Annotated in this window: 13 protein-coding genes; 5 read left to right on the forward strand and 8 right to left on the reverse strand. The window is 70.3% G+C overall.

Annotated features, from left to right (window positions below; all coding sequences use genetic code 11):
* Positions 1–7: 7 nt before the first annotated feature.
* On the reverse strand, positions 8–715 hold the full coding sequence (locus ABZ564_RS01435; protein ID WP_360847608.1) for a helix-turn-helix transcriptional regulator: 708 nt from the start codon (positions 713–715) through the stop codon (positions 8–10).
* An 84-nt stretch (positions 716–799) separates the two neighbouring features.
* Here ABZ564_RS01435 and ABZ564_RS01440 point away from each other — a divergent pair, with 84 nt between their 5' ends.
* A complete protein-coding gene (locus ABZ564_RS01440) occupies positions 800–2812 on the forward strand; it encodes a thioredoxin domain-containing protein (RefSeq protein WP_360847611.1) in 2013 nt (670 codons plus the stop codon).
* A 147-nt stretch (positions 2813–2959) separates the two neighbouring features.
* Positions 2960–3385 carry an ML domain-containing protein gene (locus tag ABZ564_RS01445; protein ID WP_360847615.1) on the forward strand — a complete coding sequence of 142 codons (426 nt, stop codon included), beginning with the start codon at positions 2960–2962 and terminating at the stop codon, positions 3383–3385.
* A gap of 257 nt (positions 3386–3642) precedes the next feature.
* Here the strand turns inward: ABZ564_RS01445 and ABZ564_RS01450 are convergent, their stop codons facing one another.
* Together ABZ564_RS01450 and ABZ564_RS01455 are read right to left on the reverse strand one after the other, a co-directional pair.
* Positions 3643–4272, reverse strand: coding sequence for a TetR family transcriptional regulator (locus tag ABZ564_RS01450; protein WP_360847618.1), 630 nt, complete (start codon positions 4270–4272; stop codon positions 3643–3645).
* A 42-nt stretch (positions 4273–4314) separates the two neighbouring features.
* Positions 4315–5010 carry a hemolysin III family protein gene (locus ABZ564_RS01455; protein WP_360847621.1) on the reverse strand — a complete coding sequence of 232 codons (696 nt, stop codon included), beginning with the start codon at positions 5008–5010 and terminating at the stop codon, positions 4315–4317.
* Between the two features lie 253 nt (positions 5011–5263).
* Between ABZ564_RS01455 and ABZ564_RS01460 the strand changes: the two genes are divergently transcribed.
* The gene (locus ABZ564_RS01460; protein ID WP_360847624.1) at positions 5264–7090 is read left to right on the forward strand and encodes a phosphoenolpyruvate carboxykinase (GTP); all 1827 of its coding nucleotides are present in this window, start codon (positions 5264–5266) and stop codon (positions 7088–7090) included.
* 64 nt (positions 7091–7154) lie between these two features.
* Here the strand turns inward: ABZ564_RS01460 and ABZ564_RS01465 are convergent, their stop codons facing one another.
* A complete protein-coding gene (locus tag ABZ564_RS01465) occupies positions 7155–7553 on the reverse strand; it encodes a hypothetical protein (RefSeq protein ID WP_360847627.1) in 399 nt (132 codons plus the stop codon).
* 87 nt (positions 7554–7640) lie between these two features.
* On the reverse strand, positions 7641–8852 hold the full coding sequence (locus tag ABZ564_RS01470; RefSeq protein WP_360847630.1) for a pyridoxal phosphate-dependent aminotransferase: 1212 nt from the start codon (positions 8850–8852) through the stop codon (positions 7641–7643).
* Between the two features lie 436 nt (positions 8853–9288).
* On the opposite strand from ABZ564_RS01470, the gene ABZ564_RS01475 reads away from it, so the two are divergent.
* Complete coding sequence (locus ABZ564_RS01475; protein WP_360847633.1) at positions 9289–9615, forward strand: hypothetical protein; 327 nt, start codon at positions 9289–9291, stop codon at positions 9613–9615.
* Here the strand turns inward: ABZ564_RS01475 and ABZ564_RS01480 are convergent.
* Genes ABZ564_RS01480 through ABZ564_RS01490 form a run of 3 tightly spaced genes read right to left on the reverse strand, consistent with a single transcriptional unit; the run spans position 9612 to position 12135 of the window.
* Positions 9612–10103, reverse strand: a complete 492-nt coding sequence (locus ABZ564_RS01480; protein WP_360847636.1) for a hypothetical protein — start codon at positions 10101–10103, stop codon at positions 9612–9614. The two genes, ABZ564_RS01475 and ABZ564_RS01480, sit on opposite strands and share 4 nt — an antisense overlap.
* Positions 10100–11437: an MFS transporter gene (locus ABZ564_RS01485; RefSeq protein ID WP_360847639.1), complete on the reverse strand. Its 1338-nt coding sequence runs from the start codon at positions 11435–11437 to the stop codon at positions 10100–10102. Before ABZ564_RS01485 ends, ABZ564_RS01480 begins: the two co-directional genes overlap by 4 nt.
* Entirely contained in the window at positions 11434–12135 is a 702-nt protein-coding gene (locus ABZ564_RS01490) for a GAF domain-containing protein (RefSeq protein ID WP_360847642.1), read from the reverse strand. Before ABZ564_RS01490 ends, ABZ564_RS01485 begins: the two co-directional genes overlap by 4 nt.
* An 876-nt stretch (positions 12136–13011) precedes the next feature.
* Here ABZ564_RS01490 and ABZ564_RS01495 point away from each other — a divergent pair.
* Positions 13012–13911 carry a serine protease gene (locus ABZ564_RS01495; RefSeq protein WP_360847645.1) on the forward strand — a complete coding sequence of 300 codons (900 nt, stop codon included), beginning with the start codon at positions 13012–13014 and terminating at the stop codon, positions 13909–13911.
* Positions 13912–14079: the final 168 nt, after the last annotated feature.

The raw sequence follows: 14079 nt of genomic DNA on the forward strand, positions 1-14079 counted from the left end.
CGGAGCCTCACGCTCCGAGCCGGAGCAGCCCCAGCTGGATGGCCAGATGAGTGATCTCAGTCTTCCCGCTGATCTGGTACTTCTCGAAGATCCGTCGGATGTAGGTGTGCACCGTGTGGATCGAGATGCCCATCCGGGAGGCCGTCTGCCCGTACGTCAGGCCGGTGGCCACGCAGTAGATCACTTGCCCTTCCCGAGGGGAAGGATGGATGAGACCCATAGTTTCAGCAGGCACCGCCGGGCTCCTCTCGGAACGTGAATGACCTGGGAAAGACGGTTCCACCCGAGGCCCGAACGAACCAGTCCGAACGACCGCAGCTTCCTGCCCGACCCCCTGCACAATCCTGCGGCCGCCCTGCGGCGCATGGACGGGGGCCGGCTGCTCCTTCACACGGCGCCCCGCCGAAGAAGGGGCCAGGTCGGTTCCCCACACCTCGTGGCGCACCCGGTACAGCAGCCCCATGCCTCCGCTAGGGGCTCGTCCAGCACTCTGTATCGACCGTCTCATTCTTCGCCCAGTGGGAAGAGGACGTGGGGGCCCTGTCGGACATGTGCGCGCAGACCTCCAAGTCGCCAAATGCCGGGGGTGGTTCATGCCCTGTACAAGACGACAGGACACGTCCGGCGGGACTTCCGGTGCCGGAGGGCATCGACAGCCTCGGCCGGTCACGCCATGTGACCGTGCCTCAGGCCGGGCCGGGTGGTGCCAGGGCATCCAGCGCTCAGCGTATTGTCCCGCGACACGGGCGCGTCTCGCCACAGGCCGCGGGGCTGCCGTCCTGTGCGCGAGGATGGCAGCATGGCGAACCGACTTGCGCAGGCGACGTCCCCCTATCTGCTTCAGCACGCGGACAATCCGGTCGACTGGTGGCCCTGGTCGCCCGAGGCGTTCGAAGAGGCGCGGCGGCGGGATGTGCCCGTGCTGCTCAGCGTCGGCTACAGCGCGTGCCATTGGTGTCACGTCATGGCGCACGAGTCGTTCGAGGACGAGGCCACCGCCGCGTACATGAACGAGCACTTCGTGTCCGTCAAGGTGGACCGCGAGGAGCGGCCCGACGTGGACGCCGTGTACATGGAGGCGGTGCAGGCGGCGACCGGGCAGGGCGGCTGGCCGATGACCGTGTTCCTCACCGCCGATGCCGAGCCCTTCTACTTCGGGACGTACTTCCCGCCCGAGTCCCGGCACGGCATGCCGTCGTTCCGGCAGGTGCTCGAAGGGGTCACGGCGGCCTGGACCGGCCGGCGCGACGAGGTCGGCGAGGTGGCCGGGCGGATCGTGCGCGACCTGTCCGAGCGCAGCCTCGCGCACGGCGGGGACGGGCCGCCCGGCGAGGCGGAGCTCGCGCAGGCGCTGCTGGGGCTGACCCGGGAGTACGACGAGAAGCGGGGCGGGTTCGGCGGGGCGCCGAAGTTCCCGCCGTCCATGGCGCTCGAGTTCCTGCTGCGGCACCACGCCCGCACCGGGGCGGACGGGGCCCTGCAGATGGCCGCGGACACCTGCGGGGCGATGGCCAGGGGCGGGATCTACGACCAGCTCGGCGGCGGGTTCGCCCGGTACTCCGTGGACCGCGACTGGGTCGTGCCGCACTTCGAGAAAATGCTCTATGATAACGCGCTGCTCTGCCGCGTGTACGCCCACCTCTGGCGGGCCACCGGGTCCGGACTCGCCCGGCGGGTGGCCTTGGAGACGGCCGACTTCATGGTGCGCGAGCTGCGGACGCCCGAGGGCGGCTTCGCCTCGGCGCTGGACGCCGACAGCGAGGACGCCGACGGACGGCACGTCGAGGGCGCGTACTACGTGTGGACGCCGGCGCAGCTGCGCGAGGTGCTGGGCGAGGAGGACGCCGCGTTCGCCGCCGAGTACTTCGGGGTGACCGAGGAAGGCACCTTCGAGGAGGGGGCCTCGGTCCTCCAGCTGCACGGAGACCCCGGCGATCCCCGTGCCGCCGGGGTACGGGAGCGGCTGCTCGCCGCCCGTGAGGCGCGCCCGCGTCCCGGGCGCGACGACAAGGTGGTCGCCGCCTGGAACGGCCTCGCGATCGCCGCGCTCGCCGAGACGGGCGCCTACTTCGACCGGCCCGACCTCGTCGAGCGGGCCACCGAGGCGGCCGACCTGCTGGTGCGCCTGCACATGGGCCCCGTCGCCCGGCTGATCCGTACGTCGAGGGACGGGCGCGCCGGCGAGCACGCCGGAGTGCTGGAGGACTACGGGGACGTCGCGGAGGGCTTCCTCGCGCTGGCCGGTGTCACCGGTGAGGGGGCCTGGCTGGAGTTCGCCGGGTTCCTGCTCGACATCGTGCTCCAGCACTTCCGGGGCGAGGGCGGCCAGCTGTACGACACGGCGGACGACGCCGAGCAGCTGATCCGGCGCCCCCAGGACCCCACCGACAGCGCGACCCCGGCCGGCTGGACGGCCGCCGCGGGCGCGCTCCTCTCGTACGCCGCGCACACCGGTTCCGAGCCCCACCGCACCGCCGCCGAGGAGGCGCTGGGCGTCGTGAAGGCGCTGGGCCCCCGCGCCCCGCGCTTCATCGGCTGGGGGCTCGCGGTGGCCGAGGCCCTGCTCGACGGGCCGCGCGAGGTGGCCGTCGCCGGACCGGTCGGCGGCGAGCTGCACCGTACGGCCCTGCTGGGGCGGGCGCCCGGTGCGGTGGTCGCGGCGGGCGAGCCGGGCGGCGCGGAGTTCCCGCTGCTGGCCGGCCGGCCGACGACGGGCGGGGCGCCGACGGCGTACGTGTGCCGTCGCTTCGTCTGCGACGCGCCGACGACGGACGCGGAGGCGCTGGCCCGCGCGCTGGGCGGAGGCGCCTGACCAGGCCGCCCTGCGCGGCCGATGCAGTTGCCTTGGGGCCGTGGCCCGCGTGACATCCCGGCCAGCGGGGTAACAGTGAAGGCCCGCTCTGCTACCTGGTGGCCATGGAGGAACTACCCAGAGCTGTCGGACGGATACGCTGCGCGCATGAGTGGATTCCAGTACACCGACCAGGGCCTGTCGACGGATGCGCTGCAGATCGACAGCATCACCATCACACCGGACCCACCGAAGAGGGATGCCGTCCTGAAGGCCGTCATCAAGGGGGAATTGAAGGAGACGATCGAAGAAGGCGCGTCGGTCGAGGTCACGGTCAACCTGGGCGTGATCAGGGTGCACAAGAAGACGTACGACCTCTTCGAGAAGCTGAAGGGCGACACGTCGGACGGATGGACCCTGACCGCCGCCCCCGGGGTCGCCGGCGAGCCCCTCGCTCGCGGCCCTGTCGAGATGACCCTGACCAAGGACCTCAAGGGCGTCCCCGCGGCCAAGTACACGGTGGATGTACGTGCGTACACCGTCCGGGAGGACGACTTGGCTGCCCTCACATTCAAGGTCGATCTCCTGAGGTGACCCGCAGGCGACAGCTGGGTGCGGCGGCTCTGTGCGCCTGTGCCCCTCGAAGCGGGCTCAGGTATCCATGCCGCCGGGCCCTGCCCGCGGGTAGTGCTCGGTAGTGAGGGCGCGGGAGGTCGCGTCACGCGGGGCACGTGGCCGCCGCTCACACGGCGGCCGGGCTGGACCGTGTCCCGTCTGCCCCGGTCCTCAGGACGGGCCGGCGGTTCGGCTTCCTGGTCGCGCGTGGGCCCTCCCGGCTGTGCCGGGCCGGCCTACAGCCGCAGCCCGTCCTCCAGCGTGTCCAGTGCCTTGTCGACCAGGGCCGACAGGTCGCCTTCCTGTCCGTGTTCGCCCCAGTACAGCGTGGCCTCGCGCAGCGCGCCCAGGACCGCCGCGATGAAGACCCGGACGCCCAGGTCGTCCGTGCCGCGGCCGGTGCGGTCGGCGAGGGCCCGGGCGAGTACCTTCGCCGTGTCCGACATCGTTTCCGTCATCCGGGCGCGGACCGCGGGGACCTCCACCATCAGCCGGGTGCGCCGGCGCAGTTCCCCGTCGTTTGCGGTCAGAAACGTGGCCAGCGCTTCCCGCATCATCAGCCGCACCGACTCCAGCGGCGGTTCGTCCGCCGGGCGGTTGCGGAGCAGGGCCTCCATGACCGGGTCGTACTCGTCCGTGAGGACGATGTCCTCCTTCGTCGCGAAGTACCGGAACACCGTGCTCGGCGACACCTCGGCCGCCTCCGCGATCTGCTCGATCGTCGTGGCCTCGTAGCCCTGCTCCTCGACGAGGCGGTACGTCGCCTGCCGGATCGCCACCCGGGTCTTCAGTTTCTTGCGCTCGCGCAGCCCCATCGGCCGGTCGCCGGGTGCGGTGGGGGAAGGGGTGCGGGAGGTGGCGGGCATGGCCCCATTGTCGGCCACCGGCCCGGGGCCGCGACCGCGTCGTCAGCTGTGGTTGTACGCCACCAGGGAGATGGCGACGTAGTGCACCACGAAGGCGGCCAGGGTCAGCGAGTGGAAGACCTCGTGGAAGCCGAACCAGCGCGGTGACGGGTTCGGCCGCTTGAGGCCGTAGATCACGCCGCCCACGCTGTAGAGCACGCCGCCGACGACGACCAGCACCAGCACCGCGATCCCGCCCGTCCGCATGAAGTCCGGCAGGAAGAAGACCGCCGCCCAGCCCATCGCGATGTAGCAGGGGGTGTACAGCCAGCGTGGGGCGCCGACCCAGAAGACCCGGAAGGCGATACCCGCGAGCGCCGCCGACCACACCGCCCACAGGAGCGGGGTGCCGGTGGACGCGGGGAGCAGGAGCAGGGTGAGCGGGGTGTAGGTGCCCGCGATGATCAGGAAGATGTTGGCGTGGTCGAGCCTGCGCAGTACGGCTTCGCCGCGCGGCCCCCACGTACCGCGGTGGTAGATGGCGCTGACGCCGAAGAGCAGGCATGCCGTCAGGACGTAGATCGCGCAGGCGATCCGGCCCCGGGCGCTGTCCGAGAGGGCGACGAGCACGAGGCCCGCCATGACCACGGCGGGGAACATCCCGGCGTGCAGCCAGCCGCGCATCCGTGGCTTCAGGGGGACGTCGGCGAGCGTTGCCGGGCGCGGGCCGGTCTTGTCGGGTGCGGCGGCAGCAGTCATTTCCGCATCGTACCTACGCCCCCGTAGGTGCCGGATACGAGCCGGAGCCGAGTGCTGATGCTCACATGGGCGGTCCTCTGGACATATGGGCGCGAGGGCCGGATGATCAAATGAGTGCGGTCGGCACCGGATGAGCGCCAGGGGAATTCGAAGGGGTACACGCATCCGGGCCGCGGCCCCCACGGGGCACCAGGACCTGTCCGGCGGACAGGCCCCGGGCACCAGCCGAATACACCCTCACCAAGGAGCGATCGTGGCGCGCGACATCGCGGCTCCCCTCACTGTTCCCACCCACCACCAGGAGCTCGTCTCCTGGGTGGACGAGATCGCAGCACTCACCGAACCGGACCGGGTGGTCTGGTGCGACGGTTCCGAGGCCGAGTACGAGCGCCTGTGCGGGGAGCTCGTCGCCAGGGGCACCTTCACCAAGCTCGACGAGATCAAGCGTCCGAACTCCTATTACGCGGCCTCCGACCCGACCGACGTCGCCCGCGTCGAGACCCGTACGTTCATCTGCTCCGAGAAGGAGGAGGACGCCGGGCCGACCAACCACTGGAAGGACCCCGCCGAGATGCGGGAGATCTTCGTGGGCGAGCAGGGCGTCTTCCGCGGCTCGATGCGCGGCCGGACCATGTACGTGGTGCCCTTCTGCATGGGGCCGCTCGGCTCGCCGCTCTCCGCGATCGGCGTCGAGATCACCGACTCCGCGTACGTCGCCGTCTCGATGCGCACCATGACGCGCATGGGGCGGCCGGTCCTCGACGAGCTGGGGTCCGACGGCTTCTTCGTGAAGGCCGTCCACACGCTGGGCGCACCCCTGGAGGAGGGCCAGGAGGACGTTCCGTGGCCCTGCAACTCCACCAAGTACATCTCGCACTTCCCGGAGGACCGCGAGATCTGGTCGTACGGCTCCGGCTACGGCGGCAACGCGCTGCTCGGCAAGAAGTGCTACGCGCTGCGCATCGCCTCCGTCATGGCGCGCGACGAGGGCTGGCTCGCGGAGCACATGCTGATCCTCAAGCTGACGCCGCCGCGCGGTGAGGCGAGGTACGTGGCGGCGGCGTTCCCGAGCGCCTGCGGCAAGACGAACCTCGCCATGCTGGAGCCCACGATCTCCGGCTGGACCGTCGAGACGATCGGCGACGACATCGCGTGGATGCGGTTCGGCGAGGACGGCCGGCTCTACGCGATCAACCCGGAGGCCGGATTCTTCGGCGTCGCGCCCGGCACCGGCGAGCACACCAACGCCAACGCCATGAAGACGATGTGGGGCAACTCCGTCTTCACCAACGTCGCGCTCACCGACGACGGCGACGTCTGGTGGGAGGGCATGACCGAGGAGCCGCCCGCGCACCTCACGGACTGGAAGGGCGACGACTGGACCCCCGCGTCCGGCACGCCCGCCGCCCACCCCAACGCCCGCTTCACGGTCCCGGCCGGCCAGTGCCCGATCATCGCGCCGGAGTGGGAGGACCCGAAGGGCGTGCCGATCTCGGCCATCCTCTTCGGCGGCCGCCGCGCCTCGGCCGTCCCGCTGGTCACCGAGTCCTTCGACTGGCAGCACGGCGTCTTCCTCGGCGCCAACGTCGCCTCCGAGAAGACCGCCGCCGCCGAGGGCAAGGTCGGCGAGCTGCGCCGCGACCCGTTCGCCATGCTGCCGTTCTGCGGCTACAACATGGGCGACTACATGAACCACTGGCTCAAGGTCGGCGCGGACAGGCCGGACCGGTCGAAGCTGCCGAAGATCTACTACGTGAACTGGTTCCGCAAGAACGACGCGGGCGAGTTCGTCTGGCCCGGCTTCGGCGAGAACAGCCGTGTCCTGAAGTGGATCGTCGAGCGCCTGGAGGGGAAGGCGGAGGGCGTCGAGACGCCGATCGGCATCCTTCCCGCGAAGGGCTCGATCGACACCGAGGGCCTGGACCTGTCGGACGCCGACCTCGACTTCCTGCTCAAGGTCGACAAGGAGGTCTGGCGCGAGGAGGCGGCGCTGGTCCCCGAACACCTCAACACCTTCGGCGACCACACGCCCAAGGAGCTGTGGGACGAGTACCACGCCCTGGTCGAGCGGCTGGGCTGACCTTTCCCGGAGCAAGTGGGTGGCACCCGGTCCACGCGTCCAGCGGGCGCGTGGACCGGGGCCGTCAGTGGGCGCCGACCAGCGGTGTCCGGGCGTCGGACGAGAGCGCCTCGGTGTGGGCGTCCATGCGCTCGGCCGACAGGATCGCGACCGCCGTGTCGGCGCGGGAGGCCGCCACCACCAGGGCCCGGCCCGCGAGGGCGTGGGCGCGGCGGTGGAGGGCGGCCGCGGGCTCGTCGCTCGGCCCGGTGTGCCGGACGGGCGGGGTGCCCCGCAACCGGGTGACCTGCCCGGCGATGCGGTCGCCCGCCTCGCCGAGACCGAGCTCGTCGGTGACCGCGAGCAGGGCGGCCAGGTGTCCGGCGAGCTGGATGTCCAGCTCCTCCTCGCGGGTGCGGTGCGGGAAGTCGCCGGCGTGGTCGGCCGGTGTGTGGACCGATTTGGTGCGGATCGGTTCGTACATGGATGGCCTCCTGGTGCTGTGAGAACCATCCTAGCTTGGATCGTGTCTAAAGTTATCTTTCTTCAGGGAAAGTCGGGGGTGGCCCCGCTACACCTGGCTGTAGCCGTCCAGGAAGTGGGCGATCCGGCCGATCGCGTCCGTCAGATCCTCCGCCGAGGGCAGCGTCACCACACGGAAGTGGTCGGGATCCGGCCAGTTGAACCCGGTGCCCTGCACCACCATGATCTTCTCGGCCCGCAGCAGGTCCAGGACCATCTGGCGGTCGTCCTTGATCTTGTAGACCTTGGGGTCGAGCCGCGGGAAGAGGTACAGCGCCCCCTTCGGCTTCACGCAGGTCACGCCCGGGATCTGCGTCAGCAGGTCGTACGCCACATCGCGCTGCTCCAGGATCCGGCCGCCCGGCAGCACCAGGTCGTTGATCGACTGCCGGCCGCCGAGCGCGGTGGCCACCGCGTGCTGCGAGGGCATGTTGGCGCACAGCCGCATGTTGGCCAGGATCGTCAGCCCCTCGATGTACGAGGAGGCGTGCGCCTTGGGTCCGCAGACCGCCAGCCAGCCCGAGCGGTACCCGGCCACGCGGTAGTTCTTGGACAGCCCGTTGAAGGTGAGCACCATCAGGTCCGGGGCGATCGTCGCGGTGGGGGTGTGGGTGGCTCCGTCGTACAGGATGCGGTCGTAGATCTCGTCGGAGCAGACGACCAGGTTGTGCCGGCGGGCGATCTCCGTCAGCCCGCGCAGCATCTCGTCGTCGTAGACCGCGCCCGTCGGGTTGTTCGGGTTGATGATCACCATCGCCTTGGTGCGGTCGGTGATCTTCCGCTCGATGTCGGCGAGGTCGGGCATCCAGTCGGACTGCTCGTCGCAGCGGTAGTGCACGGCCGTACCGCCGGCCAGCGAGACGGAGGCGGTCCACAGCGGGTAGTCCGGGGCCGGGACCAGCACCTCGTCGCCGTCGTCGAGCAGCGCCTGCATCGACATCTGGATCAGCTCGGAGACGCCGTTGCCCAGGTAGACGTCCTCGACGTCCAGGTCGATGCCCTTGGTCTGGTAGTGCTGCATCACCGCCCGGCGCGCGGACAGCAGCCCCTTCGCGTCGCCGTAGCCGTGCGCCCCGGAGAGGTTGCGCAGGATGTCCTCGAGGATCTCGGGCGGGCACTCGAAGCCGAACGCGGCGGGGTTTCCGGTGTTCAGCTTGAGGATGCGATGCCCGGCCGCTTCCAGCCGCATCGCCTCCTCGAGCACGGGGCCCCGGATTTCGTAACAGACGTTGGCGAGCTTCGTGGACTGGATGACCTGCATGTCAGCGAGCTTACGACTGTGTTTCACGGGCCGCCCGGGCTTCGGCCGCGGGTTGGCCCGCCCGGGTAGGGGGGCACACCTGTGCGGGCTTTCATCGCCATGCGCCCGCCTCCCGCGAACCGTGGGAACGCCGGTCGCGGGGGGCGCGCGGCTTGGAATGGGGTGGCGCGACGGTGTGACGGGCCGGGGCGGGTGAGATGCGCCACGGAGGGGTGGTGTCCGTCGGCTCCCGCTTCTCCGGGGCGCCGCCGTCGTGCGGTGTGCTGCCCTTCCCACCCGTCGTCCCGCGTACGGGCCCGCAGCGCGGCGGCGGCCCCGGTCCGCCGCCTCCGCCCGCAGCGCGGGACGGGCATCGTCCATCGGTCCTGGTCCCCGCGTACCTCTGAAGTAGCTCAACACCGGTGAGCGCCGAACCGCTTCGGGGCAGGGTCGGGACATGATCGGAAACGGGAAGAAGGACATGGCCGTGATCGTGGTGCGCGACTCGGACGCCGTCGTCGCCGCGCTGCGGGACGAGCTGGTGCGGGCGGACGAGGCGGAACGTCCCGGCCTGGAGCGGGCCCTCGCGCTGGCCGAGGAGCGGGCCGGGGTGCCGGACGCGGAGCTCCGGGGGCGGTGGGCCGCGCGGCGGATCACGGCGGGCGGGTACGTCGGGCCCCTCGACGCGGTGGCGGCCGTCAAGGCGCTGCGGCAGGCCGAGCCGGGGCTGAGCCTGCGGCAGGCCGTGCAGCTGTCGCGGGAGGCGGCGGCGGACGCCGGTTAGCGGTGCGGGCGCCGGGACGCGCCCGCGGCCGTGCCGAACTTGCCCGACGGGCAGTGGGTCCCCGCCGAGGGGTCTCGGGCACGGACCGGACCGTCTGACTCCTTCTCCACGAGGGCTGCCGCCGTGAGGGTCGTCCGCGGGTCAGGCCTGACACGCGGGGTGGGGCAGAGGGCGCCGGCCAGGGGCTCGATGCCTTCGGTGCTGCTGATGATCAGCTCCAGGTCGTGCAGTTGATCGAGGAGGGAGTGATGTCGAGAAGTCTCCTTTACCAAGAACTCGGGAGGAGCCTGCGGGCCGACAAGAGCCTTCTGGGCGGTCGGTGTGCGTAGCTGCTCCAGGAGGAGCGCCGCAGAGGGCCCGACGGCGAAGCGCTTGCCATTGGACGTATTCCAGTACGTCGCACCGTCTTCCCGGGCGGCGGTACGGATCAGGTGGGGATCGGTCACGAGAAACCGATCAGCACCCTTGCTGTGGGGCGTGGTGGTCATGCCTTTGCCTCCAGCGGCGTCGCCACGGCGGTCCGCTCCCGCGGCAGGGCAAAGAAGGCGTAGCAGCCGGCGATGATGATCATGATGCCGGAAGCCGTGAAGATGGTGTCGACGGGTCCGAAGGTCATCCCCGCGACGCGTCCGCCGAAGTGGGCCAGGCCCGTGCTCGCCAGCCAGCCGGCCACTCCTGCCGAGAGCATGTATGCGAGCTCGTTGACGGGATTGAAGACGGCGACCACGCGGCCCAGGTACTCCGGGGGCGTGGATTCGAGCAGGAGGGGTGTCATCGCGGCGTTCAGGGCCGCCACCGGGACGGCCACCAGCATCAGCAGCACGACGGCGACGACGAAGACGCTCTGCCGGGAGTAGGCGCACACGAGGAGACCGGAGACGATCAGGCCGAGCCAGGTGGCTTTCCGCGCACCGAGCCGGCCCACCGCGTGGCCTCCGACGAGTGCTCCCCCGATCGCTCCCACCCCGAAGGACATGGAGACGAAGCCGAACTGGCCTGGGGAGGCGTGGAGGTTCCCGGTCGCGAAGAACACGTTGAGCGTGTTCAGCGCTCCTGTTCCCATCTGCGTGATGACCGCGCTCGCCAACAGAGCTACCAGCAGGCGGTTCCCGGCGAAGTGCCGCAGGCCGGAGAGGAAGTCCTGGGACCAGCGCCGAACCGCGGACGATCCGGGGTCGGTCACCACCGTGCTTGTGTCCTGCGACGGTGGGAAGCGCACCGAGCGGGTCGCGGCGTACGAGCACAGGTAGGACACCAGATTGACGGCCATGGCCCATTGCACTCCCACGCTGAAGAGCAGTGGAGCCGCGAGGGGCGGGCCGAGGATGGACGCGGCGCCCGTGGTCGCCTGTCCGAGCCCTGCGGCCCGAGCACGGTCCGCCTCACCCGGTACGAGGGCACCCACCGCTGCGAAGCGGGCCGGGGAGAAGAACTGACCGGCTGCGTTGAGGACGAACACCGCTAGGTAGATGCATCCGAGCCACAGCCCGACGGGCAGGTCTTCCAGGGGGATCAGCGAGAGCAGCAGGACCGCGGCGACGACCGCGGCACGGATCAGCTCGGTGTTCAGCATGATCTTTTTGTGGCTCCAGCGATCCACGAAGACCCCGGCCACCGGGCCGACGAGCAGTACGGCCGCGCCGACTGCCAACAACACCCCACTCACGGCGGACGGCGCCCAGGACTTGCCCTTGACCACCTCCGTCGCCACCCACAAGGTCAGCGTGGTGTCGAAGACGTAGTCACCGACCGTGGATATGGCTTGGCCGCGCCACAGCCGCGCGTATTCACGGTTGATGAGAAGATTGCGGAACGATCTCACTGCTCCCGCCCCTCCGATGCCGAGCGCCCGTATCCGTCCGTCTGCGGCGGGCCAGCAGCAGAGGTTTCCGCCGCGCGCCGGGTGATCTCGCGCGCCACTGCGAGTACCTGAGCGAGCAGCTGCTCGTCGTCCGAGCCGAGGCGCGGTAGATCGACAGCGATACCTTCGAGGGCTTCCGCGTTGTCGGTCGCCGAGGGAATGCCGCCGGCCGGCTGACGGGAGCTCCGGCGAAGCTGCCGGAGCAGAGCGATCCCGGCAGCCGCCTGTGTGGAGAGCAGGCCGACGAGCTCCAAGGTCTCCAGTTCGTCGCGCTCGGCGTCGCGGTCGAGGACTTCGAGAACTCCGATGCACAGGCCTTCGTGCAGGATGGGGGCGGCGGCGATCGTGCGTGGGACGTAACCCGTCTCTCGCGCGGCCTCCTGGTCGAAGCTGCTTTCTTGAAGGTCGTCGGCGATGAGTGGTTGTCCGCTTGCCACCACCCATCCCGCGATCCCTGTGTCGGAACTGATTCTCGTCCCGACGAGATGGCTCTCACCCTCGCCCGCGACCGCTTCGAAGATCAATTCGTCCGTCTCGGTGTCCACCACGAAGACTGAGCACGCCTTCGCGCGGAACGCGGCCTTGGCCACTTCCACGACGGACTGGAGCAGATACTTCTCGCTGATCCGTGATTCGGCATCTCTACGCGTGGGGTTCATGCTCTCCGGCTCCTCCCTGGGCTGCTGGGGTGACCACTGTGTCGCCGGGACCTTCTGCGGGCAATGCCTATCCCCCGGAGCGTGGAGACCTGTTCTATGCGGCCAACCTCACGGTGAGGCCGGCTCGATGCTCGTGTTCATAGTCGATCGGGCTTCTGAACCCGCACACACTGTGCAGCCGACGGGCGTGGTAGAAGCCCGTGATCCAGGTGGCGATCCGCATCCGCGCCCGGCCCGGCTGGTGAAGGTGTGCCGGTGGACGTACTCGACCTTGAGGACGCTGTTGAACGCCTCGCTCACGGCGTTGTCGAAACATGATCCGACGCGGCCCATGGACTGAGGGTTTTCCATCTTGGCCAGCGGGTGAGTTCGAGAGCGGTGACGGCTCGGACGGCGGCGGTGATCCGGGTGGTGCTGCAGCGGAGTCTCCGCAGGACTCGCCTGGCTTGCCCGATGAACCTATGAGCCCTGTGAGGCAGTCTGCGGCAGGAAAAGCTGCGGATTGCACCTGGCCCGCGCCTGTGCCGCGCGGGCCGCATCTGTTGCCGGTCGCCTGCCGCCTCCGGGGCTTCCTGCCTCCCGTCTCTCGGTATCGGGGCGGCGTGCGGGCTCGGTTGGCAGGGGGTGGCGTCGCGGCATCCGGTTCTCGCCCGAGGTGGACGCGGGCCTGCGGTCGTCGAGCCCGGCGGAGCGGATCGCGGTCTGACGTGTGACCTGAATCCGCCCCTTGTGGGGCTCCCTTCAGTACAGCATCATGCGCATGTCAAAAGCGTGCATGGGAAGGCTCGCATGCCACAGGCGTACGTGCCGGAACCGGAAGAACTTCCGTTGCAGAGGCTCCACGTGCTCTGCACAGGTCACTGAGGGGACCCCCACATGAAAAAGCCTCTCGTCGGCGCACTCTTCGCGGTGCTGCTCCTCGGGGCGGGCATCGCACCCGCGACCGCGGCCACGAGCCGCGGCGCGGCACCTGTCGGCACGGTCGGGGCCGCGGCTCCGGCCGATCGCACGGCGGTCGGGGCCGAGAAGCAGATCCGTGCCCAGGCCATCGGCTTCGCCGGGACCGTGGCGCTCAGCAACTGCTCCGGCTCGGTCGTCCGCACCCCCGCCTCGCAGCCCGGCGACCCCGCCCTCGTGCTGTCCAACGGGCACTGCCTGGAGACCGGCTTCCCGGCCCCCGGCCAGGTCGTGTTCAACCGCTCGTCCAGCCGCAGCTTCACCCTGCTCAACGCCTCGGGCAGCGGGATCGGCACGGTCCGGGCGAGCAAGATCGCGTACGGGACGATGACGGACACCGACGTCTCGGTGTACCAGCTCACCTCCACGTACGCGCAGATCGAGAGCCGCTACGGCGTCAAGGCCCTGGAGCTCAGCACCGCGCACCCGGTGGCGGGCACGGCGATCACCGTCGTGTCCGGGTACTGGAAGCGCACGTACAGCTGCAACGTCGACGGGTTCGTCTACCGCCTCAAGGAAGGGGAGTGGACCTGGAAGGACTCGCTCCGCTACACCTCCGGCTGCCGGACCATCGGCGGCACCTCCGGCTCGCCGGTGGTCGACGACGCCACCGGCAAGGTCGTCGCCGTCAACAACACCGGCAACGAGGACGGCCAGCGGTGCACGGACAACAACCCGTGCGAGGTCGACGAGAACGGACAGGTGACGGTCCGCCAGGGAATCAACTACGCCCAGGAGACCTACGGCATCGCCGCGTGCATCGGCACCGGCAACGTCTTCGACCTGAACCGTGCGGGGTGCGCGCTGCCCAAGCCGTGACCGGCGGTACGTGAGAGGGGGGGGGGGGGGGCGGGGCCCCCCCCCCCCCGCCCCCCCCCCGGGGGGGGGGGGGGGGGGTGGGGGGGGTGGGGGGGGGGGGGGGGTGAGCGCGGGTGGTGGACGCGGGGTGGACCAAAGACAAAAACAAGCCGGAGGCTATGTGATAAC

Origin of the sequence: Streptomyces sp. NPDC019224, from assembly GCF_040632605.1 — a bacterium.
Lineage (GTDB): Bacteria > Actinomycetota > Actinomycetes > Streptomycetales > Streptomycetaceae > Streptomyces.